The sequence below is a fragment of the Klenkia terrae genome (assembly GCF_900491935.1).
GTDB lineage: Bacteria > Actinomycetota > Actinomycetes > Mycobacteriales > Geodermatophilaceae > Klenkia > Klenkia terrae.
Genome location: NZ_UEXK01000004.1, coordinates 2,203,685 through 2,228,449, shown reverse-complemented (window position 1 = coordinate 2,228,449; position 24,765 = coordinate 2,203,685). Strand labels below are relative to the sequence as shown.

Sequence of the window (24,765 nt, the reverse complement as noted above, 5' to 3'; positions counted from 1 at the left end):
GGGTCCGCCCCCGCTGCGCCCGCCGGGATGCCAACCTGTCGCCCGCACCGCACATCCCCCCAGGAGACGACCATGACCGACGGCGAGGAGCTGCCCGGCCCCCGCAGCGTGATCGACGTGCAGGTGGCCGACCGCGACGACCTGCTCGTGGCGTTCGTCCCGGAGGACCAGCCCGGGGACGGCGTCCTCGTCGTCACCGTGGCCCAGGACTGCACCGGACGGCGGATCCGGGTCCCGGTCGGCGACCAGGTCGAGCTGGTCTGGTCCACCCGGTCCGGACCCCGCGCCCGCACCGCCGAGGTCCTCGAGGTGGTGCTGGACGGCGAGCCGACCTGGCGCCTGCAGCTGGTGTCCGGCACCCGCTCGGCGCAGCGGCGCGGCGCGGTCCGGGCCGAGGTGGGGCTGCCCGTCGTCCTCGCCGACGGCGGCCGCACCGTGACCGGCACCAGCCTGGACCTCAGCGAGACGGGTCTCCGGGGCCGGTGGCCGGTGGAGGCGGGCTGGCCGGCCGTGCTGGACCGGGTCACGGTGACCCTGCAGCTGACCGACGGGTCCTCGATCAGCGGGCCGGCCGAGGTCCGCCGCGGCTTCCCGGTCACCGACGGCCGGCTGGAGGCCTCGCTGGTCTTCCTCGACTGGCCCGAGCGCGCCCAGGACCAGGTGCGCGGCCGCGTGTTCGAGCGGCTGCGCCACCTGGCCCGGCGCGGCGACCTCTAGGCCGGCGTCCACCCGAGGGTCCAGGTCCCCGACCACGTCGCGTCGGGGGCCAGGACCACCAGGTCGGCGGCGTCGGCCAGTGCGTTCGGCGGGCAGGTCATCGGCTCCACCGCCAGGCTCCGGCGCCGCTGGCCCTCGGGCAGGGTGTCGCCGGTGTAGACCTGCAGCCAGGGCCAGCTGCGGTCCACGGCCAGCTCCAGCGCACCGGCCGGGCCGCTCAGCCGGACCCGCGCCCAGCCGTCGTCGTCCCGGACCAGGTCGGTGACGGCGTCGTCCAGCGCGCGGTCGCCGATCGTGCCGACCGCGCCGTCGAAGGCGTGCCGCCCGCCGGTGGGCAGGCCGCCGTCCAGGTCAAGCGCGGTGCGCGCGGGCACGTCGAGGTCCGCGGCCCCGACAGCGCCGTCGGCGTCCGAGCCGACGTGCAGGTAGGGGTGCATGCCGACGCCGAACGGCGCCGGGTGAGTGCCGGCGTTGCGCACCCGCACGGTGACGGTGAGCCGGTCGGGCTCCAGCCGGTAGTCCACGGCGACGGCCAGCCGGAACGGGTAGCCCGACCGCGGCTCCAGCACGGTGCCCACGGTGACGGTGTCCTGGGTGCGTGCCAGGACGGCGAAGGGCTGCCAGGACAGCAGGCCGTGCATCGCGGCGCCCTCGGCGGTCACGTCCAGCTGCAGGTCAGCGCCGTCCCAGGACCACGCGCCGTCGCGCAGCCGGTTGGGCCAGGGCAGCAGCAGGCCGCCGCGGCGGCCCTTGGGCACGACGCCGGTCGGGTAGCCGTCCAGCACGTCCCAGTCCCCGACGGCCAGCCGGCGCAGCCCGCCGCCGCGCAGGTCCACCGCGACCCGGGCGGCACCGCGCTCCAGCCAGGCCCCGAGCGGCTCGGTGGTCGGCCAGGCCGGCTCCTCCGGGCCGACGCCCGGGGTGCCGAGCAGGTCGGCCAGCACGTCGAGCACCTCGGACCGCCGGACGGCGGCCGCAGGGGCGATCTCGGTCAGCCCGAAGTACCCGTGCACCAGGCCGGGCCCGGGCAGGTGGACGACGTGCACGCCGGCGGCGGCGAGCTCCACGGCGTAGGTGTCGCCCTCGTCGCGGAGCGGGTCGAACTCGGCGGTGGCCACCACCGCCGGGGGGAGCCCGGTCAGGTCGGTGCCCAGCGGTGCGGTGAACCGGTCGCCGCCGTCGGGCAGGTACCAGTCCCAGAACCGGCGCATGTCGACCTTCTCCAGGAACAGGCCGGTGCCGTTCTCGTCGGTGGACGGCATCCCCATCGTGGGGTCCAGGCCCGGGTAGGCCAGCAGCTGGGCGGCCAGCACCGGCCCGCCCTCGTCGCGGCAGCGCAGGGCCACCCCGGCCGCGAGGCCGGCCCCGGCGCTGTCCCCGGCCACCACGAGGGGCGCGGTCGGCCAGCGGTGCGCGGCCCAGCGGACCGCGGCGACGGAGTCGTCCAGCGGCGCGGGGTGCGGGTGCTCGGGGGCCAGCCGGTAGTCCACCGCCAGCACGGTGGCGCCCAGCCGGTTGGCCACCGCCCGGCACACCGGGTCGTGGGTGTCCAGGTCGCCCACCGCCCAGCCACCGCCGTGCAGCCAGACCACCACCGGCCGGGTCTGGCCGCCGACCCGGCCCAGCCCCGACCGGTAGATCCGCAGGGCGAGGTCGCCGTCGGGGCCGGCGATCGTGCGGTCCTCGACGTCGGCCACCGGTTCGGGGCGGTAGCCCTCCCCTCGGCGGGCCAGCGACAGCGCGCGGTAGCGCTGGCGGTCGACGACGGCGTCCCCGCTCACCAGCGGGGTGGCACCGAGCTCGGCCAGGCGCTGCAGGAACGGGGTGAAGTGCGGGTCGATCGGCACGGTGTCACCTCACCACGGCCGGGCACCGCGGGCGACCGGTCAGCTGTCGCCGAGCGGGTCCTCGGCGGCGGGCAGCAGCGAGACGCGCACCAGGCCGGCGGTGAACCGGGCCAGGTCGTCGCCGTCCACCAGCTCGGCGAGGGCTGCGGGGTCGGTCGGCAGACCCACCCGTTCGGCACCGCGCAGGGCGCGGTCGTCCAGGTGCGGGCGCAGCCAGGGCCACACCGCCTGGGCCTCGCGGAGGAACACCTGCGCGCCGGTCGGCCCGAAGCCGGGGAACTTCTGCAGCAGCGCGGCCGCCCGGTCGGCGTCGCCGTCGGCCTCGGTGGCCAGCCGGCGCAGGTCGCCGTGCCAGCGGTCGCGGACCTGCGTGGCCAGGTCACCCAGTTGGCGGGACGTGCGCTCGTCGTAGCGCCGGTAGTGGCCCCGGCCCAGCGCGTCGACCCGGTCCTGCCAGCTCGCCTCCAGCATGTGGTCGGGCGTCGTCAGCCCCGCGTCGAGCAGCTCGGTGGTGGCCGCGACGGCGATCCCGGCGTCGATCCGGGCGCTGAGCAGCTCGGCGAGCACCAGCAGCTGCCAGAGCGGGGCGGGGGTGTCGGCCAGCCGGATCCCGGCGTCGGCGGCGTAGGTGGTGCCGTACCGCTCGAGGACGGCGTCGGCGGTCTCCCGGTGCGTCATGCGGCACCCCTACCCATGACGGCGGCCAGGGCACATCGGTGACAGACGTCAGTGGTGCCGGAGGGGCACCCCGGCGAAGACTCGGGTCATGCCCGAGACCACGTTGCGAGCCGCAGACACCGACCGCGCCATCGTCGCCGAGGTCCTCGGCACCGCACTGCGGGAGGGGCGCCTGACCGTCGAGGAGTACGACGAGCGGCTGGCCGCCACCTACGCGGCCCGCACCCACGCCGACCTCGCCGTCCTCACCACCGACCTGCCGACGGCGGCGCAGGAGCCCACGACCGAGGACGCCGGCCGGGCGGCCTACGGCAGCTGCGGCGGGGACGGCGACCTGCGCGGCGCCTGGCGCGCGTGGATCATCGTCGCGATGATCGTGTCCGCGGTCTACCTGGCCAGCTCGCTGGGCACCGGGGACTGGCACTACCCCTGGCCGGTCTGGGTCGTGGGCCCGTGGGGCGCGGTGCTGCTCGCCCGCACCGTCACCACCCGCGGGTCCCTCACCCGCCGCTGAGCCGCGGTCCCCGGAACCACGAGAGGCCCCACCCGGAACCGGGTGGGGCCTCTCGTGTGCTGTGGGCAAGGGGGGAGTTGAACCCCCACGTCCTCTCGGACACACGGACCTGAACCGTGCGCGTCTGCCATTCCGCCACTTGCCCTGGCGAGGGAGAACAGTATCAGCCGGGTCGGAGAGGTTTCCGCCGGGGCGTCGCGGGCTCGTCTGACGTCCCCGGAGCCTGGTCACGGTTACGATCGGCCCTCAGTCAGTGGGAGGTCAGCCGAGCGTAGGGAGCGACTGTGGGTGTGCTGCAGCGCTTCGAGCGTCGCCTCGAGGGCATGGTCGGTCTGGCGTTCGCCCGGATCTTCAAGGGCAAGGTCCACCCCGCCGAGATCGCCAAGGCCCTGCAGCGCGAGGCAACCGAGCAGCGCAAGGTGATGGGCGAGGGCCGCGTGCTCGTCCCCAACGTCTACGACGTGCGCCTGGGCCAGGTCGACTACGACAACCTCGCCGAGTGGTCCGAGCAGCTGGCCGCCGAGCTCGCCGACATGGTCGCCGAGCACATCGCCGACGAGGGGTTCCAGACCTTCGGCGACGTCCAGGTCCGGCTCGAGCTCGACGAGGAGCTGCACACCGGGGTCTTCGAGGTCGCCTCGCACGTCGCCGACCCGAAGTCCGCACCGCGGCCCGAGCGCCAGGCCCGGCTGTCCGCGGGCCTCGACGACGACTGGGGCGGACCCGTCCCCGGCCACCAGAGCACCGCCGGACCCGGGGCCCCCGCCGTCCCGCCGGTGCCCGGTCGCCCGCCGGTCCCGCCGCTGCCGCCGCTGCCCTCCATCCAGGGCCGCGGGCCGGCCGGTCCCTCCGTGGTCGGCCGCTCCGGCCAGCGCCCCGGGGTCAGCCACGTGCTCGTCGTCGACGGCCCGGGCACCCGGCACGTGCTCGGCCCCGGCAGCAACGTCATCGGCCGCGGCACCGAGGCCGACATCCGGCTGCCCGACACCGGGGTCAGCCGCAAGCACGTCGACGTCGTCCTCGAGGGTCCGGTCGCCGTCGTCCAGGACCTCGGCTCGACCAACGGCACGCTGGTCAACGGCCGGCGCGTGGGCCGCCAGCCGCTGAGCGACGGCGACGTCATCCGGATCGGGCACTCCGTGCTGGTCTACCGGCAGGACGGCGCATGACCGCCGAGATCGTGCTGCAGGTCTTCCGGTTCGGGTTCCTGCTGCTGCTCTGGCTGTTCATCTTCGCCGCGTTCCGCGTCGTCCGCGCCGACCTGCTCGGTGGGCGCACCGGCCGGGTCGCATCGGTGCCGCCGCGCGCGCAGGCGGGCAAGAAGAAGGGCGCCCGGGGCCCCAAGAACCTGTTCGTGACCGCCGGACCGCTGTCCGGCACCAAGATCACCCTCGGTGAGCAGGCGATCCTCATCGGCCGCGCCGACGACTCCACCCTGGTGCTCACCGACGACTTCGCCAGCTCGCGGCACGCCCGGCTCACCAACCGCGGTGGCCAGTGGTACGTCGAGGACCTCGGCTCCACCAACGGCACCTACCTGGACCAGCAGCGCGTGCAGGGCCCGCTGCTGGTCGCCCAGGGCCAACCGATCCGGATCGGACAGACAGTGCTGGAGCTCCGCTCATGACGTTGGTGCTGCGCTACGCCGCCCGCTCGGACCGCGGTCTCATCCGCGGCAGCAACCAGGACTCCGTCTACGCCGGCCCACGGCTGCTCGCCGTGGCCGACGGGATGGGCGGTCACGCCGCCGGCGACGTGGCCAGCAAGGTGGTGATCGCCGCCCTCGAGCACCTGGACGACGACGCCCCCACCGGCGACATGCTCGCCTCGCTGCGCAACGCGGTCTTCGACGGCAGCGAGCACCTGCGCGAGGTCATCCGCGAGTCCCCCGAGCTCGAGGGCATGGGCACCACGCTCACCGCCGTCCTGTTCGCCGGCGGCCGGCTGGCGCTGTGCCACGTGGGGGACTCCCGCGCCTACCTGGTGCGCGACGGCCAGCTGTCCCAGATCACCCACGACGACACGTTCGTGCAGACGCTGATCGACGACGGCCGGATCACCGAGGACGAGGCCAACAGCCACCCGCAGCGCTCGCTGCTGCTGCGCGCGCTCAACGGCCAGGACGTCGACCCCGACCTGTCCATGCGCGAGGCCCGCGCCGGCGACCGCTACCTGCTGTGCTCCGACGGCCTGTCCGGCGTGGTCAGCCACGAGACGATGGCCGAGGCGCTGCGCGACCCCGACCCGCAGGCCACCGCCGACCGGCTGATCGAGCTCGCGCTGCGCAGCGGCGGCCCGGACAACATCACCTGCATCGTGGCCGACGTCGTCGACGACGACGGCAGCTCCCGGATCGACCCCGTGATCGACGGCGCGGCCGGCGACAACCGCGGTCAGCGCGAGGTCGACCCCCGCTCGGCCGCCGGCCGCTGCGCACCGTGCTGATCACCCTGGCCGCGGTCGTCGTCCTCGGGGCCGCCGCCGTCGGCTTCTACGCCTTCGTCGGCAACCACTGGTTCGTCCGCTCCGTCGACGAGGGCGACATCGGCGTCTACCGCGGGATCAACGCCTCGATCGTCGGCCTGGACCTGTACCGCCTCGACACCGCGACCGACCTGGCCTACACCGACCTGACCCAGGCCGCCCGCAGCCGGGTCGGCTCCGGCATCGAGGCCGACGACCGCGCCGACGCCGAGCGGATCCTGGAGAACCTGCGCCAGCAGCTGCTCCCGCTGTGCCGCACCACCGAGGCGTCGGCGACGACCAGCGCCTCACCGAGCCCGACCACGAGCGCACCGACCACCACCGACCCCGGTGCGACCGGCACCCCGGCGCTGCCGACCACCAGCTCGGCCCCGAGCACCACCGCCCAGACGTCGACGTCCACCCGGACGCAGGAGCCCGGAGTGGACTGCCGGGAGGCAGGCTGATGGCCGCCCCCGCCATCGGCCCCGGCACCGATCCCAAGAACGCCGCACCGGGTGTGACCACCCCACCCAGGCGTCGCGGCACCGAGCTGGTGATGCTCGGCTTCGCCGTGCTCATCACCGTGGCTGCGCAGACGATCGTCGACATCACGATCACCGGCTCGCCGAGCCCGGAGATCGCCACCTTCAGCGCCTGGTTCACCGGCATCTGGCTGGTCGCCCACCTGGTCGTGCGTCGGTTCGCGCCCTACGCGGACCCGCTGCTGCTGCCCTGCGTCGCGGTGCTGACCGGCCTCGGTCTGGCCATGATCCACCGGCTGGACATCGCGGCGAACGCCCTCGGCGAGTCGGTCTCCAGCCGCGAGGACGCCCCGACCCAGCTGCTGTGGGCCACGGTGGGCCTGGTGCTCTTCGTCGCCGTCCTGCTGGTCGTCCGCGACCACCGCGCACTGTCCCGGCTGGCCTACACGATCGGGCTGGTCGGCCTGGTGCTGCTGGCCATCCCGGCCGTGCTGCCCTCGGCCCTGTCGGAGGTGAACGGCGCCAAGATCTGGATCCGGGTGGCCGGCTTCTCCATCCAGCCCGGTGAGTTCGCCAAGATCTGCCTGGTCATCTTCTTCGCCGCCTACCTGGTGGACAAGCGCGACGTGCTGGCGCTGGCCAGCCGCCGGGTGCTGGGCCTGGAGGTCCCCCGGGCCCGGGACCTCGGCCCGGTGCTGGTCGCCTGGGGCGTGTCGATCCTCGTGCTGGTCTTCGAGCGCGACCTGGGCAGCTCGCTGCTGCTGTTCGGCATCTTCGTGGTGATGCTCTACGTCGCCACCGAGCGCGCCTCCTGGCTGGTCATCGGTGTGCTGCTCTTCGCCGCCGGCGGCACGCTGGCCTACCAGCTGTTCGGCCACGTCCGCGTGCGCGTGGACACCTGGCTGGACCCCTTCGCCTACTACCCCGACGGCGGCGGCTACCAGGTCGTGCAGTCGCTGTTCGGGCTGGGCACCGGCGGGCTGTTCGGCGCCGGTCTCGGCGGCGGCCGCCCCGACCAGGTCCCGGTGGCCAAGAGCGACTTCATCGCCGCTGCGATCGGCGAGGAGCTGGGCCTGTTCGGCCTGGTCGCGGTGGTCGTGCTGTACCTGGTGCTGGTCGAGCGCGGGCTGCGCACCTCCCTCGTGGTGCGCGACGGCTTCGGCAAGCTGCTGGCCGCCGGCCTGGCCTTCGGGGTCGCCTGGCAGGTCTTCGTCGTCCTCGGCGGGGTCACCGGCCTGCTGCCGCTGACCGGGCTGACCACGCCGTTCGTCGCCTACGGCGGGTCCTCGCTGGTGGCCAACTTCGGCCTGGTCGCGCTGCTGGTCCGGATCAGCGACGCCGCCCGCCGGCCTGCCGCGCCGCCGGCTCCCCCGGCGCCCAAGCTGGGCGAGGCGCTCACCGAGGTGGTCCGGCCGTGAACTCGCCGCTGCGCAAGGTGGCGATCAGCGTGCTGGTGCTGTTCACCCTGTTGATCCTCAATGCCAACTACATCCAGGTGGTCCGCTCCGACGAGCTGCGGGGCAACGCGTCCAACACCCGCATCCTGGCCGAGGAGTACGACCGCGAGCGCGGCGCGATCGTGGTCGACGGCAACCCGGTCGCGATGTCGGTCGCCACCGACGACACGTTGACCTACCTCCGCCAGTACCCGCAGGCCGACCTCTACTCCACGGTCACCGGCTACTACTCGCTGGTCTACGGCAACACCGGCATCGAGGACGCCGAGGACGGGATCCTCTCGGGCTCCGACGACCGGCTGGCCTTCCGCCGCATCGCCGACCTGTTCACCGGCCGCGACCCCTCGGGCGGCAACGTCGAGCTGACCCTGGACGCGGCCGCGCAGCAGGCCGCGGTCACCGCCCTGGCCGGCGTGCAGGGCGCGGTCGTCGCCCTGGACCCCTCGACCGGTGCGGTGCTGTCGATGGTGAGCAGCCCCGGGTACGATCCGGCCCAGCTGTCCAGCCACGACCCGGCTGCGATCCGCGCCTACTCCGACTCCCTCGGCGCGATGGACCCCGACCCGCGGATCAACACCACCGTCGCCGAGCGCCACTCGCCCGGTTCGGTGTTCAAGCTGGTCGTCTCGGCTGCGGCCCTGGAGGACGGCTACACGTCCGAGACCGTCGTCCCGGCCCCGCAGCAGTACACGCTGCCGGGCACCAGTCGGCCGCTGAACAACTACAACGGCGAGAGCTGCGACCCCAGCGGCGAGCAGCCGCTGATCGACGCGCTGACCATCTCGTGCAACACCGCCTTCGCCCAGCTGGGCGTGGAGCTCGGCGAGGACCGGGTGCGCGAGGCGGCCGAGGCGTTCGGCATCGACCAGGGCGGGTTCGAGATGCCGCTGCCGGTCGTCGAGAGCACCGTGGGCGACATCGACGGCGACGCGCAGCTCGCGGTGGCCTCCATCGGCCAGCAGAACGTGCAGATCACCCCGCTGCAGGGGGCGATGATCGCTGCCGCGATCGCCAACGACGGCGACCTGATGACCCCCTACCTCGTCGACCAGCTGCAGGCCCCCGACCTGAGCGTCGTCGACCAGACCGACCCCGAGGTCATGGGCCAGCCCGTCTCCGCCGAGGTCGCCGGCCAGCTGCAGGACATGATGGTCAGCGTCGTGGAGAACGGCTCGGGCCGGCGCGCGCAGATCGACGGCTACACCGTCGGCGGCAAGACCGGCACCGCCCAGACCAGCGCCGACGACGACGACAACCAGTGGTTCGTCGGCTTCGCCGGCCCCGACGGGGATCCGCAGATCGCCGTCGCCGTCTTCATCCAGGGCGGGCAGGGCACCGGGGGCGACCTCTCCGCCCCGGTCGCCCAGCAGGTCATGGCGGCGTACCTGGCCGCGAACGGGGAGGACTAGATGGCCCTGCACATCGGCAGCATCCTGGCCGGCCGGTACGAGATCACGGCCCCGATCGCCACCGGCGGCATGGGCGAGGTCTGGCAGGCCACCGACCGCACCCTGGGCCGCACGGTCGCCGCCAAGGTGCTCAAGAGCGAGTACACCGGCGACAAGAACTTCCTGGAGCGGTTCCGCAACGAGGCCCGGCACACCGCCGGGCTGACGCACGCCAACATCGCGTCGGTCTACGACTACGGCGAGACCCAGGACGACGACGGCCGCACGCTGGCCTTCCTGGTCATGGAGTACGTCGAGGGCGAGCCGCTGGTCGCCATCCTGGACCGGGAGATCACCCTCTCCCCGGAGCGCACCCTGGACGTGCTCGCCCAGGCCGGCGAGGGCCTGTCCGCCGCGCACCGGGCCGGCGTCGTGCACCGCGACATCAAGCCCGGCAACCTCATGGTCCGGCCCGACGGCGTGGTCAAGCTGACCGACTTCGGGATCGCCTGGGCGCGGGACGCCGCCCCGCTGACCCGCACCGGCATGGTGGTCGGCACCGCCCAGTACCTCTCGCCCGAGCAGGCGCAGGGCTTCCAGGTCACCGCGGCGTCGGACGTCTACTCCCTCGGCGTGCTCGGCTACGAGTGCCTGGCCGGCAACCGGCCCTTCGACGGCGACTCCCAGGTGGCCATCGCGCTGGCCCAGATCAACCGGCCCCCGCCGCCGCTGCCGGCCGCCGTCCCCGCCCCGGTGCGGGCGCTGGTGGAGAAGGCGCTGTCCAAGGACCCCGCGGCCCGCTTCCCCGACGGCGGTGCCTTCGCCGCGGCCGCCCGCCGGATCGCCGCCGGCGGACCGGGACCGGACACCTCCGCCGCGACCGCCTTCATCCCCGCGGTGGGCGGCGGCAGCACGCAGCTGATCGGCGGTGGCGCCGCGGCGGCGGCCGCGGTCTCCGCCTCGGACACCGCCCCGCGCACCATGCCCCCGCTGCAGGGCCCCCCGGTCGACGAGGAGACCGACGGCTGGGACGACGACGAGCCCCGGCGCCGGTCGCCCTGGCCCTGGGTCGCCGCGGCCGCGGTGCTCCTGCTGGTGCTCGGCGCCGTGCTGGCCTTCACGCTGCTCAGCGACTCCGGCGACGACGACGGATCACCCTCGACGACCACCACCCCGGCCACCACCACCTCGGCGCCCCCGGCGACCAGCGCGCCCAGCACGACCGCGGCGGAGACCACGGCCGAGGAGACCACTGCTGGGGAGGAGGAGCCGACCGAGGAGCCCGGCGAGGAGACCACGCAGGCTCCCCCGCCGGCGACCACGACCCAGGCGCCGACGACCACGCGGACCACCACGACCCAGGCGCCGCCGCCGGTCACCACGACCCCGCCGACGACCGCGACGACCACCACCGAGTCGTCCGTCGCCGAGGGGCAGCCGGTCCCGTGACCACCCCCCGCATCTCCCCGATCCCGCACCCCGGATCGCCTACGCTGCCTGGTGGCCCGGGGATCCCGGCCGCCGCCCGAGAGGACCGACGATGACCACCCCGCAGGTGCTCGGTGAGCGCTACGAGATCGGTGGAGTCCTCGGCCGGGGCGGCATGGCCGAGGTGCACCGCGGCCGGGACCTGCGGCTGGGCCGCGAGGTCGCGGTCAAGGTGCTGCGCAGCGACCTCGCGCGCGACCCGTCCTTCCAGGTCCGCTTCCGCCGCGAGGCGCAGGCCTCCGCGTCGCTGAACCACCCGGCGATCGTGGCGGTCTACGACACCGGCGAGGACCGCACCACCACCGGCGCCACCCCGTACATCGTCATGGAGTACATCGAGGGCGAGACGCTGCGCGACGTGCTGCGCCGCGAGGGCCGGCTCGAACCCGACCGCGCGATGTCGCTCACCGCCGACATCTGCGCCGCGCTGGACTTCAGCCACCGCAACGGCATCGTGCACCGGGACGTCAAGCCCGGGAACGTCATGATCACCCCGCAGGGCACCGTCAAGGTGATGGACTTCGGCATCGCCCGCGCGGTGTCGGACTCCGCCGCCACGATGACCTCCACCGCAGCGGTGATCGGCACCGCGCAGTACCTGTCCCCCGAGCAGGCCCGCGGCGAGGGCGTCGACGCCCGCTCCGACGTCTACTCCGCCGGCTGCCTGCTCTACGAGCTCGTCACCGGCGCCCCGCCGTTCACCGGCGACTCCCCGGTGGCGGTGGCCTACCAGCACGTGCGCGAGGACCCCCGGACGCCGTCCTCGATCAACCCGGGCGTGCCGCCGGAGCTCGACGCCATCCTGCTCAAGGCGATGAGCAAGAACCCGGCCAACCGGTACCAGTCCGCCGCCGAGATGCGCAGCGACCTGCTGCGGGCCGTCGCCGGCCAGCGGGTCGAGGCCACCCCGGTCATGGGCGACGCCGAGCGCACCTCCTACATCGGCGCCGGCGGCTACCCCGGCCACGACGACCAGTGGGACGCCGACGACGAGGCCGCCGCCCAGCGCCGCAAGCGCGGCATCATCGCCCTGGTCGTGGCCGGTGTCCTGGTGCTCGGCGGGCTGATCGCCCTGCTCGTCGCGCTCTACAGCGGGGGCGGCGGCAGCGACACCCCGGCCGCGCCCACCACCGCCACCGTGCAGGTGCCCAACCTGGTCAACCAGCCCCAGGCGGCCGCCGAGGCCGCGCTCACCCAGCAGGGCCTGGAGCTCGGCACCGTCAGCACCGAGGCCAGCACGACCGTGGCCGAGGGCTCGGTCATCAGCACCGACCCCGCCGCCGGCCAGTCGGTCGACGAGGGCACCGCGGTCAACCTGCTGGTCAGCGCCGGACCCGACACCGAGACCATCCCCAACGTGGTGGGTCTGGCCGAGGCCGCGGCCCGCGCCAACCTGGAGAACGCTGGTTTCACCCGGATCAACACCAGCCAGGTGCCCTCCACCGAGGCGGCCGGCACCGTGGTGTCGGTCAGCCCCGCCGAGGGCAGCGAGGCCAACCCGGAGACCCAGGTCATCACGCTCAGCCTGTCCAGCGGCAGCGCACCGATCCCCGACGTCCGCGGCCAGACCTACGACCAGGCCCGCGCCACCCTGCAGGCCGCCGGGTTCACCGACATCACCCAGCAGAACGCCGAGAGCAACGACGTCCCGGCTGGCCAGGCCATCGGCACCGAGCCCGGCACCAACACCCAGGCGACCGCCGACGACCAGATCACCGTGCTCATCGCGGTGCCGATCCCCACCGAGACCACCACGACCTCGGTGCCCACCACCACCGCGCCGAGCACCGGCACCGGCATCCCGATCCCGACGTTGCCGTCGAACTGAGCACATGGCGATCCTCCGGATCGCACCGCGGTCAGGAGCCGTACCCGAGCTGCGGCGAGCGCGTCTGTGCACCTTCGGCGGGAGGACTCCGTCCTCCGCACCGGCGGCGCACGGCGCTGCGCGCGTCCGTATCCGTAGGTGGTCGGGTTCGCCGGCTAACTGACCGCCGTCAGGAGGCGCTTCGCGGCTGCACTCGCGGACTCGACCAAGGCGGGGTCGGGGGTCAGGCCGCACTGGGTGAGCCAGGTGGCCAGCAGCTGGTGGCCGCCCTCGGTGAGCACCGACTCGGGGTGGAACTGCACGCCCTCGATGGGCAGCTCGCGGTGCCGCAGGGCCATCACGATCCCCGACGGCGTGCGGCCGGTGACCTCCAGCTCGGCCGGGACGGTGGAGGACTCCACGGCCAGCGAGTGGTAGCGGGTGGCGGTGAACGGCGACGGCAGGTCGGCCAGCACCCCGACGCCGTCGTGCACCACCTGGCTGGTCTTGCCGTGCAGCAGCTCCGGCGCCCGGACGACGTCCCCGCCGAAGGCCTCGGCGATGGCCTGGTGGCCCAGGCAGACACCCAGCACCGGCACCCCGGCCTCGGCGGCGGCCCGCACCATCGGCACGGTCACCCCGGCGTCGGTCGGCGTCCCCGGGCCCGGCGAGAGCAGCACACCGGCCACGTCGAGGTCCGCGAGCTCCTCGACGGTCACCGCGTCGTTGCGGCGCACCTCGCTGTCCACGCCGAGCTGGCCGAGGTACTGGACCAGGTTGTAGACGAAGCTGTCGAAGTTGTCGACGACGAGCACCCGCGCGGTCATCCGCCCACCGTGACCTCGTTGAAGGGGAGCTTCGGCTCCACCCACGGGAAGACGACGAACAGCAGCAGCGCGCAGACGGCGAGCACGAGCAGCAGTGCCTGCATGCTCTTCAGCGCCGTCCCGCCCGGGAGGTGCCGCCAGATCCAGGTGTACATCAGCCCTCGCTCAGCGCCGGCGGGCCATCGGGGGCGTCGGCCTTGGGGATCGGGTCGCCGTCCAGCGCCGCGTGCACGATGAGGCGCTGGCGGGCGGAGAACTTCGGGTGGCAGGTGGTCAGCGTCAGGTATGCCCCGCCCGGCGGGCCGTCGAGCGGACCGTTCGGGATGGGGGCGATGACCGACACATCGGTGGGCAGCACGATCTGCTGCGCAGGCACGCCGTTCGGGTCGTCGTCGCCGACCACCCGGTAGACGTACCAGGTGTCCTCGGTCTCGATCACGATCGGGTCGCCGGACTGCAGCTGGTCCAGGTCCAGGAACGGCGAGCCCTTGCCGACCCGGTGGCCGGCCAGGGCGAAGTTGCCCTGCTCTCCCGGCATGGCGGTGTCCACGTAGTGGCCCGGGCCCTCGACCAGCTCGTCCTCGTCGGTGCCCTCGAGGATCACCTTCACGTAGTCCGCGCCGAACCGCGGGATGCGGATGAACGCGAAGCCCTCCCCGAGGGGGACCTCGGAGAGCCCGCCCCCGGGCAGCGTGGGCACGGTCGGGTCGTCGGAGCCGCCGCCCCAGTCCTCGCGCAGCTCCTGGGACAGCGCGTCCTGCTTGCGGTCGCTGGACAGATCGGTGATCCAGACCTCGTAGACCACGAACAGCAGCACCACGAGACCGGCGGTGACCAGCAGCTGGCCCACCCCGCGCACACCGGTGCGGACCAGGTCGCCCCGGCTGCGCGCCGGCCGCGGCGGACGGCGGTCGGACGCGTCGTCGTCCGGCTCGTCGTCCAGCTCGCTGTCCTGCTCGTCGTCGGCCGCGCGGGGGTCGGCGTCGCGGGCGGGGAGGTCGTCGTCCTGCGGGACGTCGGGCACCCGGGTCGTGCGGACGGTGGCATCGGCCGCCGGCGGCGGTGCGGCGACCCGGTCGGTCGGCTCCTCCGGGGCGTGCCGGCCGCGCCGGGGTCGCCCGGCCTCGGTGTCGTCCATGGTGCCTCCCCGCCCCGCAGCAGGTCTCAGCCGGCGGCGGAGGCGTACTGCAGGTCCAGCGCGCCATCGTAGGCGGGCAGGTCGACCTGCGAGGAGTCCTCCACCCGGTAGGTGAGGCCGAAGCGGTCCACCGCCTGCTGGAGCAGGGAGACCTCGTAGGACTGGCCGAGGCGCTCGCGCATCGCGTCGGCGTCGCCGACCGCGGTGACCACGAAGGGCGGGGAGTAGGTCCGGCCCTGCAGCAGCAGGACGTTGCCGACGCAGCGGACGGCGCTGGTGGCGATCAGCCGCTGGCCCATGATGGTGACCCCGTCGGCGCCGGCCGCCCACAGCGCGTTGACCACGCCCTGCACGTCGGACTGGTGGATGACCAGCGCGTCGGGGGTGGCCCCGCGCGGCAGCGTGCCGTCGGCGGACTCCGGGGCGTCGTCCAGGGTGATCTCCAGGCCCGGACCCGACATCGCGGTGAACCCGGCCGACGCCTCCTGCGCGGCACCCTGCGCGGCGGCCTCGGCCACCTCGCCGTTGCTGCCGGCCTCGGCGGCGGTCAGCGCCTGCACCCGGTCCTGCAGGTCGTTGAGCACGACCTGCTGGCCGTCGTTGTCCCGCTGGAGCTGCCGGATCAGCTGGGACAGCTCGGTGACGTCCCCGGCCCGCAGGTCGGTGCCGCGCGCGGTCTGCCCGGAGGTTGCGAACAGCAGCCCGGCGGCCAGCGCGACCACGGGCACCAGGGCGTCCCACGCGGTCCGCCGGCGGCGTGCCCTGCTCCTGCGCACGTGCACCTCCCGGGACCTCGACGGCGCGCGGTGCAGGCCGTCGGCCTCACCCGCGCTGCCTGCAGCTTAGGCTGGGGAGGAACCGGACCGGCCACGACGGCCGGTCCCCCGTCTGGTAGCAGGGCCCGGCCGGCAGGCCAGGACCGGCGAGCCGGTGCTCATCGAGGTCGAGGAGACGTCGCGGTGCCCAAGTCCAAGGTGCGCAAGAAGTCGGTGTACACCCCGCCGGAGGGCGTGCTGCCCTCCAGCGCGAACCGGGTGCGGGCCGCGCAGCCCAGCCCCCGCTGGTACGCACCCCTCATGATCGCCCTGATGCTCGTCGGGCTGGTCTGGATCGTCGTCTACTACGTGGCCGGCGACAAGATCCCGTTCATGGTCTCGCTGTCGGCCTGGAACTTCGCGATCGGCTTCGGCGCGATGGTGGCCGGGCTGGTCATGTCGATGCGCTGGCGCTGACGCGCCCGCGCCCTACTCATCCTGCGGGCGCTCGACCTCGATCTCGGGCTGGTCGTCGAAGAGCGCCGGCAGGAACTTGAGCATCAACGTGGACCACACCAGGTGGGTCAGCACCGGGGCCTGGATGCCGCCGGTGACCTTGCGCTGCCACCCGAACAGCGCACCCATCACCACCGAGGCCAGCACCAGGGCCGGGTTGCGCGTGGCCGTGGTCGCCAGCGCGTAGACCGCGGTGGACTTCGCGACCGGGTGCGTGGTGCCCGCCGCGGCGTACAGCGCGCCGCGGAAGAACACCTCCTCGGCCATGCCGTTGGCCAGCGTCGTGGTGGCCACCAGCGCCGGGTTGCCCTGGTGGGCGTAGCGCAGGATCCGCGTCACCGCGGCGTTGAGCACCGGGATCTTCCGGGCCACCAGGGCCGCGCTGTAGAACACCCCGAAGATGCCGACGCCGCTGAGCACCGGGGTGATCACCGGCCGGTGCAGCACCTCCTTCGACGACCGCATCCAGCCCAGGTGCAGCGGCCCGGAGGCGATCCCGCCGGCCACCCAGGTGCCCGCGACGGCCATCGTCAAGCTGTAGAACTCCTTGGAGTCCGGCTTCTGGGACAGCGAGACCCCCAGCAGGCCCGCACCGAGCACCGAGACCCCGGCGGTGACCTTCCGGCGGCGGCGGAAGGCCTGGTCGGACTCCCGGTGGTCGCGCGGCACCGGGTCGATCAGCCAGGCCGGCGCGCGCCGCGCCCACCGGGTGATCGTGCGGTCCAGCGGACCGGAGGGCCGCAGCGCCCGGGTGCCCCAGCGGGGCAGGCCGGTCACGACCGGGCCCCGCGGGCGAGCAGTCCGCCGTGCCGGGTCCGGCCGCCGGCCTTGGCGCGGCGCTCGGCCGCGCGCTCGCCCAGCGCCGTCAGCACGGCCGTGTCGTAGTCCATCGGCTCGAACGGCACGACCTGCCGGATGCTGTCGTCTCGGACCACGACCTCGTTGGTCATCGAGTCGATCAGCGACTTGCCGGTCTGCAGGTCGACATCGGTGACCAGCGCCAGCCAGCGGGCCGACAGCTGCGGGGTCAGCAACGGCACCGGGACGACGAACATGTGCCTGCCCTGGATGTCGGCCACCCGGGTCATCATCTCCAGGTACTCCAGGACGTCGGGACCGCCGACCTCGAAGACCCGCCCCTCCGCCTCGGGGGACTCCAGCACGCCCACCAGGTACCGCACGACGTCGGCGACGGCGATCGGCTGGGTCCGGGTGTGCACCCAGCGCGGGGTGACCATCGCCGGCAGGTGGGCGACCAGCTGACGGGTCAGCTCCCACGACACCCCGCCGTGGCCGACGACGATGCCGGCCCGCAGCACGGTGACCGGCACCCCGCCCTCGCCCAGCAGGTGCTCGACCTGGCGGCGGCTGCGCAGGTGCGCGGAGAGGTCGTCGGCGTCGTCGCCCAGGCCGCCCAGGTAGACGATCCGGCGGACCCCGGCGTCGGCGGCGGCCCGGCCGAAGCTGCGCGCGGCGTCGGCGTCCTTGTCCTGGAAGTCCGAGCTGTCCAGGCTGTGCACCAGGTAGTAGGCGGCCTCGCAGCCCTCCAGGGCGACCCGCAGCGACGCCTCGTCGGCCACGTCGCCGGCCACGGCCTCCCCGGCACCGGTGTACTCCGCCGGGCGTCGGGTCATCGCCTTCACCCGGTGCCCTTCCTCCACCAGGGCCGGCGCCAGCCGACCACCCACGAACCCGGACGCTCCAGTCACCAGAACCTGCACCCGTCCAGCGTCCGGGTTCGCGGGCCACCCCGCAGCCCGAGTGCGACGAACCGGTCCGGTCGGTGTCGAGATGTCGACCACTGCGGGCCGCCCGGTCCGTCCCCGACGTGTGCACAGGACGACGACCTGATCCACAACGGCGGTGACCGACCGCCCCCAGGTTTGTCCACCGAGTGTGGAGGGAGCGCACCGGTCGACCGGCTGCTGACCTGCGGTTCCGCCCCGGCTGTGACGGGTGGGACGCCAGGCGCACCGGCGTAACTACATCCCTGTTCTTCTGTCCCCACCTGTGCACACAGGTGTGGACGAATCGACTCCGCGACCGTGACCACCCCGTCCCGGGGGCGGTCACCGGGCGTGTCCGGACGGTGGCCGGGAGCACGAACGCCGAGGTCGGACGGCGCGTCCCGGTGTCGACACCCCGCCCTGTGGACAACCAGGTGGACGGTGTGGAGGAAGCTGGCCCGGTGCACTGGTCGACCCGCCCCGGCGAGACGTTCGTGGCCGCCGCGGTGGCCGTCGTCCTGGGGGCCGGCGTGCTCCTGGTGGACACCCCGGGCCGGGTGCTGCTCGGCGCGGCGACGCTGCTGCTGGTCGCCGTCGTCGTGCGGGACCTGGTGCTGAGGCCGCGCCTGCTGGCCGACGAGGCGCAGGTCGTCGTCGCCACCCTGGGCGGGCGCACGGTCATCCCCCGGGAGCGGTTGCGGGCCCGGGTGCGCACCGGCCGACGGCTCGGGATGCGCAGCACCACGCTCGAGCTGGAGGACACCGGCGACGACGCGGTGCTGCTGGTGCTCGGCCGCCGGGACCTGGGGACCGACCCGGAGCAGGTCGGCGCCCAGCTCCTGGGGCACCGACCGGTGTAGCGCGGCAGGTCTAGCGCAGGCCGCCGAAGGTCAGCACGAGCAGCACGGCCACCACGGCGGCGACCCCGGCGACGGCCAGCACCCGGCGTTGTCCGGCCCACAGCAGGACGACGGCGGTCACCGCACCGGCGACCAGGCCACCCAGGTGCCCCAGCAGCGAGACGCCGGGCAGGAAGCTGATCACCAGGTTGATCGCCAGCAGGGTGAGCAGGCCGCGCAGGTCCTGCTTCTGCCGCAGCAGCACGACGCCGAAGGCACCGAGCAGGCCGTAGATGGCACCGGAGGCACCGACGACCCCGCCCAGGTAGGCACCGAACAGCTGCAGGGCAGCGGCGCCACCGAGGGCGGAGACCAGGTAGACGGTCAGGTAGCGGCCCTTGCCCAGCAGGCGCTCGAGCTCGGAGCCGAACAGCAGCAGGGCGAGCATGTTCAGGGCCAGGTGCAGGATGCTGGCGTGGGTGAAGGCGCTGGTCACCACGCGCCACCACTCGCCCTGGTCGACCAGGACGGGGGCGCTGAGCAGCTCGCTGGTCAGCGGTGAGTTGAACGAGTTGACCGGGTTGCCGCCGGACACCAGCGCGGCGACCGCGGTGGCGATGCCGACCGCGACGTTGATGGCCACCAGCACGAGGGTGACCGGGCCCCAGCGCTTGCCGGCGACCCGCACGCCGGTGGTGCGCTTGGGGGTCCGCACGGTGCGTCGGGCGTCGGCGAGCTCCTCGGGGCACTGGAAGCCGACCGAGGCGGGGTTCATGCACTCCGGGCAGATCGGCCGGCCGCAGCGGACGCAGGAGATCCGGGTCGGCCGGTCGGGGTGCCGGTAGCAGGTGGTGGCCGGGGGCGCGGGCTGGGCGCCCGCACCCCCGGGTCCGTCGGTGGTGCTCAGCTGCGCTGCACCTCGACCGAGGTGATCACGACGTCCTCGAGGGGCTTGTCACCGCGGGCGGTGGGGACCTTGCCGATGGCGTCGACGACCTGGCGGGAGGCGTCGTCGGCCACCTCGCCGAAGATCGTGTGCTTGTTGTTCAGGTGCGGGGTGTTGGTGGTGGTGATGAAGAACTGCGAGCCGTTGGTGCCCGGCCCGGCGTTGGCCATGGCCAGCAGGTAGGGCTTGGAGAACTGCAGGTCGGGGTGGAACTCGTCGCCGAAGCGGTAGCCGGGGCCGCCGGTGCCCTGGCCGAGGGGGTCCCCGCCCTGGATCATGAAGCCGTCGATGACCCGGTGGAAGATCGTGCCGTCGTAGAGCTTGTCGGTGGTCTTCGCCCGGGTACGGGGGTCCACCCACTCGCGGCTGCCCTCGGCGAGCTCGGCGAAGTTGGCGACGGTCTTGGGGGCGTGGTCCGGGAACAGGTCCACGGTGATGTCGCCGTGGTTGGTGTGCAGGACTGCGCGCCGCGCAGGAGTCGATTCGGTCACGCCCCCCATCGTCCCACCTGCGGCGATGGGCTGCCGACCCGCCTCAGACCGCGGCGACGACGGTCTGGGTGATCTCGCGCGCCTGCAGGCTGGATTCCTGGTTGACCGTCACCACGACGACGAGCGTGCCGTCGGCGACGGCGAGCACGGTCTGGCCGGTGCCGACGGCGATCCCCCCGCCGTCGGCGATGTCGGTGACCGCCGTGCCGCCGATGCCGGCCACCCGCTCGACGGCGGCGGTGCGCGCAGCGACCCCGTCCGCGGCTTGGGTGATCTCGACGGTCAGCGCCGGCTCCCCGTTCGGCTTGGCGAACGTGCAGCCCGGCGGCGGGCCGCCGGGGACCCCGGTGGTGGTGACGGTGGGCGTCTGCTGGCCCACCGTGTCCTGCACGAAGGCGGTGTCGAGGTAGGGGCAGTCCTGCTTGGTGGTCACCGGCTCGGCGGGCACCGCTGCGCTGCTGGTCGGCGGGGCAGGGGCGCTGGTCGCGGCCGTGCTGGCCGGTGCGCTCGACGACGCCGCCGGCTCGTCCGTGGTCGAGGTGCCGCAACCGGCCAGCAGCAGGGCCAGGACCGGGACGGCGGACCACCGGGACGCTGTGGAGACGAGGGGAATCGAACCCCTGACCCCCGCCTTGCAAAGGCGGTGCTCTACCAATTGAGCTACGTCCCCGGGAGGCGGTGCGGGCACCACCGGGTCTAGCGCTGGGTCGTGCGGACGGCGTCGGGGCTGCGGGCGGCCTCGGCCCACAGGTCCTCGTCGATCTGGGCTGCCGACCGCTTGCGCAGGGCCAGCAGTGCCCCTGCGGCCAGTGCCGCCACGGCGACCTTCTTCAGCACGGGTGCCGACCTCCTCGCCGTCGAGCGGTGCACGGTGGGCCTGGGAGGACTTGAACCTCCGGCCTCATCCTTATCAGGGATGCGCTCTAACCGTCTGAGCTACAGGCCCGTGAACCTCGGAAACCATACCTGGACCTCGTGCGGCGCCGCCGCGCGGGGTCCGGCCGGCTAGTCGCGCTCGGACAGGGTGACCTCGAGGCCGCCGACCAGGTCCGCGCACAGGTTGTAGACGAACGTGCCCACGGTGCACAGCGCGGTGAACAGCACGATGTTCACCGCACCGATGACCGCCGCGCCGCCGAACACGATGCCGGGGGTGATGACGTCGGTCGGGCCGGCGTCCCCGGAGCTGGAGCCGAGCTGGCCGATCAGGTCGTTGACGGTGGTGAACACGCCGAGGCCGTTGAGCACCCCGTAGAGGACGCCGACGGCGACCATCCACACGAAGAACAGCGCGATGGCCAGCACCAGCGAGATCTTCAGCGCCGACCAGGTGTCGATGTGCCGCAGCTGCAGGCGGGCCCGGCGGGGTCCGCGACCGGAGCCGCGCACCTTGCCGCTGGGCCGCTCGCCCTCGGCGGACTCCGGGCCACGACCCTCGGCCGCGCGGGCGACGACCGACGGGGGCCGGTCGGTCGCGGGCCGGGGCGCACCGGCGGCGGCCCGGTTGGCCGGGCGGGCCCCGGTCTGCGGAGCACCCTGGCGGGCCGCACCCACGGTGGCACCGGCGGCCGCGGCCGGGCGCTGGCCGGCCGGACGTGCACCGGCGGGCTGGCCGTTGCCGGCCGGTCGGCCGGACTGCTGGGCCGGCTTGCCGGCCGGCTGCGTGGGCCCGGCCGGGGCCTGACCGGCCGGCGGGGCCTGCTGGGCGGGCTTCTGCCCGCCGGCGCCCTTGGCCGGGTTCTGCTTGCTCGGGGTCGCACCGCCCCAGCCCGGCGCGGTGGCCGGGGCGCCCTTCGCGCCGGCGGCCGGCGCCGACGAGGACCGGGCCGGCTCGTCGGGCGTGATCGCCGCGGTCTCGGGGTCGGCTGCCGCCGAGGAGTCCTCGGTCCGCACCGAGGACTGGGTCCGGTCGCTCATCCCGCTCTCCGTCCCGGGGCCGGTCTCCCGCCCCCGTCGCGCCCGGTGCCACCCGGTGGGGTGGCGACCGCACATCGGTGGTCGCTCAGCCGTCCCGGGTGGACCTCGCGACCCGCACCGGGTGACGGCATTCGCCCCAGCCTAGGCGCCGGGGTGCCTATCCCGCCCCGACTGACCGACCGGCACGCCGTGCACCCCCGGTCGAGCAAGGTGCACGGCTTGCCGGGTCAGAGCGAGGTCGGGTCGGCGACCTCGACCTCCTCGTCGTCAGTCGTCCGCGCGATGGCCACGATCGAGACGTCCTCGGGCAGGTTCATCAGCTTGACGCCCATGGTCGCCCGGTCCTTGTTGTGCCGGACGCCGTTGACCGGGGTGCGGATGACCCCGCCGGTGGAGGTGATGGCGTACAGCTCGTCGCCGAGCACGACCGACAGCGCACCGACCAGCACGCCCTTGCGGGACTTCGGGTCGGCGGTGAGCACGCCCTTGCCGCCGCGGTTCTGCTCCGGGTAGTTCTCGATGCCGGTGCGCTTGGCGTACCCGCCCTCGGTCGCCACCAGGACGTCGACGCCCTCGGTCACCACGATCATCGACAGCAGCCGGTCGTCGTCGGTGAGCGAGATGCCGCGCACGCCCTCGGTCGCCCGGCCCATGGGGCGCAGCTGGGCGTCGTCGGCCTTGAAGCAGATGCTCATGGCCTTGCGGGTGACCAGCAGCAGGTTCTGCTCGGGGTCGATCAGCGCCGCACCGACCAGCTCGTCGCCGTCGCGCAGGTTGATCGCGATGACGCCGCCGCTGCGCGGGGAATCGAAGTCGGTCAACCGGGTCTTCTTGACCTGGCCGTTCGCCGTGGCCAGCACCAGGTACGGGGCGACCGCGTAGTCCTTGATCTGGATGACCTGGGCGATCTTCTCGTCGGGCTGGAACGCCAAGATGTTGGCCACGTGCGCCCCGCGGGCGGTGCGGGCGGCCTCGGGCAGCTCGTAGGCCTTGGCCCGGTAGACCCGGCCCTTGTTGGTGAAGAACAGGATCCAGTCGTGGGTCGACCCCACGAAGAACTGCTGGATCAGGTCGTCCTGCTTGAGCGTCGCGCCCATGACGCCCTTGCCGCCGCGGCGCTGGGACCGGTACAGGTCGGCCTTGGTGCGCTTGGCGTAGCCGGTGCGGGTGATCGTGACGACCACCTGCTCCTCGGCGATGAGGTCCTCCATGGAGACGTCGCCGTCGTGCGCGACGAACTGGGTGCGCCGGTCGTCGCCGAACCGGTCGACGATCTCCTTGAGCTCGTCGCGGACGATCCGCCGCTGCCGCTCGGGGTCGGCCAGGATCGCCTGCAGGTCGGCGATCGTGGCCTCGATCTCGGCCAGCTCGTCGATGATCCGCTGGCGCTCGAGAGCGGCCAGCCGGCGCAGCTGCAGGTCCAGGATGGCCAGCGCCTGGATGTCGTCGACCTCCAGCAGCTCCATCAGCCCGGTGCGGGCGGCGTCGGCGGAGGCACTGGCCCGGATGAGGGCGATGACCTCGTCGAGCTGGTCGAGGGCCTTGCCGTAGCCGCGCAGGATGTGCGCGCGCTCCTCGGCCTTGCGCAGGCGGTAGCGGGTGCGCCGCTGGATGACCTCGATCTGGTGGATCACCCAGTACCGGACCAGCTCGTCCAGGCGCAGCGTGCGGGGCACGCCGTCGACGATGGAGAGCATGTTGCAGCCGAAGGAGGTCTGCAGCTGGGTGTGCTTGTAGAGGTTGTTCAGCACCACCTTGGCCACGGCGTCGCGGCGCAGGGTGATGACCAGCCGGCGGCCGACGCGGTCGGAGGACTCGTCGGCGATCTCGGAGATGCCCTGCAGCCGGCCGTCCTTGACCTGCTCGGCGATGTTCTCGGCCAGGTTGTCCGGGTTGACCTGGTAGGGCAGCTCGGTGACCACCAGCTGCACCCGCCCGCGGGAGTCCTCCTCCACGGCGACGACGGCGCGCATGCGCACCGAGCCGCGGCCGGTCCGGTAGGCGTCCTCGATGCCGTCGCGGCCGACGATCAGGCCGTGGGTCGGGAAGTCCGGGCCCTTGACCCGCTCCATGCACGCGGTGAGGGCCTCCTCGGCGGGGGCCTCGGGGTGGTCGAGCATCCAGTAGACGGCCTCGGCCACCTCGCGCAGGTTGTGCGGGGGCATGTTGGTGGCCATGCCGACGGCGATGCCGGCCGAGCCGTTGATCAGCAGGTTCGGCACCCGGGCGGGGAGGACGACGGGCTCCTCGGTGCGCCCGTCGTAGTTGCCCTGGTAGTCGACGGTCTCCTCGTTGATGCCGGCCAGCATCTCCATGGCCAGCGGCGTGAGGCGGCACTCGGTGTAGCGCATGGCGGCCGCGGGGTCGTTGCCCGGCGAGCCGAAGTTGCCCTGCCCGTCGATCAGCGGGTAGCGCATCGACCAGGGCTGGGCCAGCCGGACCAGGGCGTCGTAGATCGCGGTGTCGCCGTGGGGGTGGTAGTTGCCCATGACCTCCGCGACCGGTCGCGCGCACTTCACGTACCCGCGGTCGGGCCGGAAGTTCTGGTCGTACATCGCGAACAGCACGCGGCGGTGCACCGGCTTGAGGCCGTCGCGCACCTCGGGGAGCGCGCGGCCCACGATCACGCTCATCGCGTAGTCGATGTAGCTGCGCTGCATCTCCTCCTGCAGGTCGACCGGTTCGATGCGGTCGCGGCTCGGGGTCTCCGTCACGGTTCAGTTCTCCACAGGTCAGTGCACAGCGGTGGACAAAACCCCAGGTCG

At 73.7% G+C, this 24,765-nt stretch carries 26 protein-coding genes and 3 tRNA genes; 12 read left to right on the top strand and 17 right to left on the bottom strand.

Translation table 11 applies throughout. The annotated features are described in order from the left end of the window. The first annotated feature begins 72 nt into the window (after positions 1-72). Entirely contained in the window at positions 73-717 is a 645-nt protein-coding gene (locus LFA75_RS11360) for a PilZ domain-containing protein (RefSeq protein ID WP_225233746.1), read from the top strand. Here LFA75_RS11360 and LFA75_RS11355 read toward each other — a convergent pair. Both LFA75_RS11355 and LFA75_RS11350 read right to left on the bottom strand, forming a co-directional pair. Further along, positions 714-2,564 (bottom strand): aldose epimerase family protein, encoded by a 1,851-nt coding sequence (locus tag LFA75_RS11355; protein WP_225233745.1) that lies wholly within the window; start codon positions 2,562-2,564, stop codon positions 714-716. The genes LFA75_RS11360 and LFA75_RS11355 overlap by 4 nt on opposite strands. Positions 2,565-2,603: 39 nt before the next feature. Next, a complete protein-coding gene (locus LFA75_RS11350; protein WP_225233744.1) occupies positions 2,604-3,242 on the bottom strand; it encodes an HhH-GDP family DNA glycosylase in 639 nt (212 codons plus the stop codon). 88 nt (positions 3,243-3,330) lie between these two features. Here LFA75_RS11350 and LFA75_RS11345 point away from each other — a divergent pair, with 88 nt between their 5' ends. Further along, entirely contained in the window at positions 3,331-3,756 is a 426-nt protein-coding gene (locus LFA75_RS11345; protein ID WP_225233743.1) for a DUF1707 SHOCT-like domain-containing protein, read from the top strand. A 62-nt stretch (positions 3,757-3,818) separates the two neighbouring features. On the opposite strand, the gene LFA75_RS11340 is transcribed toward LFA75_RS11345, so the two are convergent. Continuing rightward, positions 3,819-3,901, bottom strand: a tRNA-Leu gene (locus tag LFA75_RS11340). Between the two features lie 139 nt (positions 3,902-4,040). Here LFA75_RS11340 and LFA75_RS11335 point away from each other — a divergent pair. From LFA75_RS11335 to pknB, 8 genes are all read left to right on the top strand, one after another. Beyond that, positions 4,041-4,925, top strand: coding sequence for an FhaA domain-containing protein (locus LFA75_RS11335; protein ID WP_225233742.1), 885 nt, complete (start codon positions 4,041-4,043; stop codon positions 4,923-4,925). Beyond that, on the top strand, positions 4,922-5,383 hold the full coding sequence (locus tag LFA75_RS11330; RefSeq protein WP_225233741.1) for an FHA domain-containing protein FhaB/FipA: 462 nt from the start codon (positions 4,922-4,924) through the stop codon (positions 5,381-5,383). The genes LFA75_RS11335 and LFA75_RS11330 overlap by 4 nt, the downstream gene beginning before the upstream one ends. Continuing rightward, positions 5,380-6,201 (top strand): PP2C family protein-serine/threonine phosphatase, encoded by an 822-nt coding sequence (locus LFA75_RS11325; RefSeq protein WP_225233740.1) that lies wholly within the window; start codon positions 5,380-5,382, stop codon positions 6,199-6,201. Before LFA75_RS11330 ends, LFA75_RS11325 begins: the two co-directional genes overlap by 4 nt. After that, positions 6,195-6,686, top strand: coding sequence for a hypothetical protein (locus tag LFA75_RS11320; protein ID WP_225233739.1), 492 nt, complete (start codon positions 6,195-6,197; stop codon positions 6,684-6,686). The genes LFA75_RS11325 and LFA75_RS11320 overlap by 7 nt, the downstream gene beginning before the upstream one ends. Further along, entirely contained in the window at positions 6,686-8,122 is a 1,437-nt protein-coding gene (locus LFA75_RS11315; RefSeq protein WP_225233738.1) for an FtsW/RodA/SpoVE family cell cycle protein, read from the top strand. Before LFA75_RS11320 ends, LFA75_RS11315 begins: the two co-directional genes overlap by 1 nt. Further along, positions 8,119-9,570 carry a peptidoglycan D,D-transpeptidase FtsI family protein gene (locus tag LFA75_RS11310; RefSeq protein WP_225233737.1) on the top strand — a complete coding sequence of 484 codons (1,452 nt, stop codon included), beginning with the start codon at positions 8,119-8,121 and terminating at the stop codon, positions 9,568-9,570. Before LFA75_RS11315 ends, LFA75_RS11310 begins: the two co-directional genes overlap by 4 nt. Beyond that, positions 9,571-10,998, top strand: a complete 1,428-nt coding sequence (locus LFA75_RS11305) for a serine/threonine-protein kinase (RefSeq protein WP_225233736.1) — start codon at positions 9,571-9,573, stop codon at positions 10,996-10,998. It begins immediately after the preceding gene. Positions 10,999-11,089: 91 nt separating this feature from the next. Beyond that, on the top strand, positions 11,090-12,865 hold the full coding sequence (gene pknB / locus LFA75_RS11300) for a Stk1 family PASTA domain-containing Ser/Thr kinase (RefSeq protein WP_225233735.1): 1,776 nt from the start codon (positions 11,090-11,092) through the stop codon (positions 12,863-12,865). Between the two features lie 155 nt (positions 12,866-13,020). On the opposite strand, the gene LFA75_RS11295 is transcribed toward pknB, so the two are convergent. Genes LFA75_RS11295 through LFA75_RS11280 form a run of 4 tightly spaced genes read right to left on the bottom strand, consistent with a single transcriptional unit; the run spans position 13,021 to position 15,585 of the window. Then, the gene (locus LFA75_RS11295; RefSeq protein ID WP_225233734.1) at positions 13,021-13,671 is read right to left on the bottom strand and encodes an aminodeoxychorismate/anthranilate synthase component II; all 651 of its coding nucleotides are present in this window, start codon (positions 13,669-13,671) and stop codon (positions 13,021-13,023) included. Next, on the bottom strand, positions 13,668-13,826 hold the full coding sequence (locus LFA75_RS11290) for a hypothetical protein (RefSeq protein ID WP_225233733.1): 159 nt from the start codon (positions 13,824-13,826) through the stop codon (positions 13,668-13,670). The genes LFA75_RS11295 and LFA75_RS11290 overlap by 4 nt, the downstream gene beginning before the upstream one ends. Next, positions 13,826-14,809, bottom strand: a complete 984-nt coding sequence (locus tag LFA75_RS11285; RefSeq protein WP_225233732.1) for a class E sortase — start codon at positions 14,807-14,809, stop codon at positions 13,826-13,828. Before LFA75_RS11285 ends, LFA75_RS11290 begins: the two co-directional genes overlap by 1 nt. Before the next feature lie 26 nt (positions 14,810-14,835). Beyond that, on the bottom strand, positions 14,836-15,585 hold the full coding sequence (locus LFA75_RS11280; RefSeq protein WP_225233731.1) for a DUF881 domain-containing protein: 750 nt from the start codon (positions 15,583-15,585) through the stop codon (positions 14,836-14,838). 183 nt (positions 15,586-15,768) lie between these two features. Here LFA75_RS11280 and crgA point away from each other — a divergent pair, with 183 nt between their 5' ends. Beyond that, a complete protein-coding gene (gene crgA, locus LFA75_RS11275; RefSeq protein ID WP_225233730.1) occupies positions 15,769-16,041 on the top strand; it encodes a cell division protein CrgA in 273 nt (90 codons plus the stop codon). 12 nt (positions 16,042-16,053) lie between these two features. Here crgA and LFA75_RS11270 read toward each other — a convergent pair whose 3' ends face one another. Both LFA75_RS11270 and LFA75_RS11265 read right to left on the bottom strand, forming a co-directional pair. After that, positions 16,054-16,857 (bottom strand): CPBP family intramembrane glutamic endopeptidase, encoded by an 804-nt coding sequence (locus tag LFA75_RS11270; protein ID WP_225233729.1) that lies wholly within the window; start codon positions 16,855-16,857, stop codon positions 16,054-16,056. Next, complete coding sequence (locus tag LFA75_RS11265; RefSeq protein WP_225233728.1) at positions 16,854-17,789, bottom strand: NAD(P)H-binding protein; 936 nt, start codon at positions 17,787-17,789, stop codon at positions 16,854-16,856. The genes LFA75_RS11270 and LFA75_RS11265 overlap by 4 nt, the downstream gene beginning before the upstream one ends. Before the next feature lie 479 nt (positions 17,790-18,268). Here LFA75_RS11265 and LFA75_RS11260 point away from each other — a divergent pair, with 479 nt between their 5' ends. Beyond that, positions 18,269-18,667, top strand: coding sequence for a PH domain-containing protein (locus tag LFA75_RS11260; protein WP_225233727.1), 399 nt, complete (start codon positions 18,269-18,271; stop codon positions 18,665-18,667). Positions 18,668-18,677: 10 nt separating this feature from the next. Here LFA75_RS11260 and LFA75_RS11255 read toward each other — a convergent pair whose 3' ends face one another. The 8 genes from LFA75_RS11255 to gyrA all read right to left on the bottom strand — a co-directional run bounded on the left by LFA75_RS11255 (position 18,678) and on the right by gyrA (position 24,714). Then, positions 18,678-19,421 (bottom strand): rhomboid family intramembrane serine protease, encoded by a 744-nt coding sequence (locus LFA75_RS11255; RefSeq protein WP_225233726.1) that lies wholly within the window; start codon positions 19,419-19,421, stop codon positions 18,678-18,680. A 128-nt stretch (positions 19,422-19,549) separates the two neighbouring features. After that, on the bottom strand, positions 19,550-20,092 hold the full coding sequence (locus tag LFA75_RS11250) for a peptidylprolyl isomerase (RefSeq protein ID WP_225233725.1): 543 nt from the start codon (positions 20,090-20,092) through the stop codon (positions 19,550-19,552). Between the two features lie 34 nt (positions 20,093-20,126). Continuing rightward, positions 20,127-20,531, bottom strand: coding sequence for a DUF2020 domain-containing protein (locus LFA75_RS11245; RefSeq protein ID WP_225233724.1), 405 nt, complete (start codon positions 20,529-20,531; stop codon positions 20,127-20,129). Positions 20,532-20,680: 149 nt separating this feature from the next. Next, positions 20,681-20,753: transfer RNA gene (locus tag LFA75_RS11240), tRNA-Ala, on the bottom strand. A gap of 26 nt (positions 20,754-20,779) precedes the next feature. After that, positions 20,780-20,920: a DLW-39 family protein gene (locus LFA75_RS11235; RefSeq protein WP_225233723.1), complete on the bottom strand. Its 141-nt coding sequence runs from the start codon at positions 20,918-20,920 to the stop codon at positions 20,780-20,782. Between the two features lie 35 nt (positions 20,921-20,955). Further along, positions 20,956-21,029 (bottom strand) — tRNA-Ile (locus LFA75_RS11230). Between the two features lie 59 nt (positions 21,030-21,088). Further along, positions 21,089-22,000, bottom strand: a complete 912-nt coding sequence (locus tag LFA75_RS11225; RefSeq protein ID WP_225233722.1) for a DUF3566 domain-containing protein — start codon at positions 21,998-22,000, stop codon at positions 21,089-21,091. Between the two features lie 227 nt (positions 22,001-22,227). Further along, a complete protein-coding gene (gene gyrA / locus LFA75_RS11220) occupies positions 22,228-24,714 on the bottom strand; it encodes a DNA gyrase subunit A (protein ID WP_225233721.1) in 2,487 nt (828 codons plus the stop codon). Positions 24,715-24,765: the final 51 nt, after the last annotated feature.

Coding starts and splice junctions, on each gene's coding strand:
- LFA75_RS11360 (WP_225233746.1), top strand. CDS start 73: ATGACCGACGGCGAGGAGCTGCCCGGCCCCCGCAGCGTGATCGACGTG.
- LFA75_RS11350 (WP_225233744.1), bottom strand. CDS start 3,242: ATGACGCACCGGGAGACCGCCGACGCCGTCCTCGAGCGGTACGGCACC.
- LFA75_RS11345 (WP_225233743.1), top strand. CDS start 3,331: ATGCCCGAGACCACGTTGCGAGCCGCAGACACCGACCGCGCCATCGTC.
- LFA75_RS11330 (WP_225233741.1), top strand. CDS start 4,922: ATGACCGCCGAGATCGTGCTGCAGGTCTTCCGGTTCGGGTTCCTGCTG.
- LFA75_RS11325 (WP_225233740.1), top strand. CDS start 5,380: ATGACGTTGGTGCTGCGCTACGCCGCCCGCTCGGACCGCGGTCTCATC.
- LFA75_RS11315 (WP_225233738.1), top strand. CDS start 6,686: ATGGCCGCCCCCGCCATCGGCCCCGGCACCGATCCCAAGAACGCCGCA.
- LFA75_RS11305 (WP_225233736.1), top strand. CDS start 9,571: ATGGCCCTGCACATCGGCAGCATCCTGGCCGGCCGGTACGAGATCACG.
- pknB (WP_225233735.1), top strand. CDS start 11,090: ATGACCACCCCGCAGGTGCTCGGTGAGCGCTACGAGATCGGTGGAGTC.
- LFA75_RS11295 (WP_225233734.1), bottom strand. CDS start 13,671: ATGACCGCGCGGGTGCTCGTCGTCGACAACTTCGACAGCTTCGTCTAC.
- LFA75_RS11290 (WP_225233733.1), bottom strand. CDS start 13,826: ATGTACACCTGGATCTGGCGGCACCTCCCGGGCGGGACGGCGCTGAAG.
- LFA75_RS11285 (WP_225233732.1), bottom strand. CDS start 14,809: ATGGACGACACCGAGGCCGGGCGACCCCGGCGCGGCCGGCACGCCCCG.
- LFA75_RS11255 (WP_225233726.1), bottom strand. CDS start 19,421: ATGAACCCCGCCTCGGTCGGCTTCCAGTGCCCCGAGGAGCTCGCCGAC.
- LFA75_RS11250 (WP_225233725.1), bottom strand. CDS start 20,092: ATGGGGGGCGTGACCGAATCGACTCCTGCGCGGCGCGCAGTCCTGCAC.
- LFA75_RS11225 (WP_225233722.1), bottom strand. CDS start 22,000: ATGAGCGACCGGACCCAGTCCTCGGTGCGGACCGAGGACTCCTCGGCG.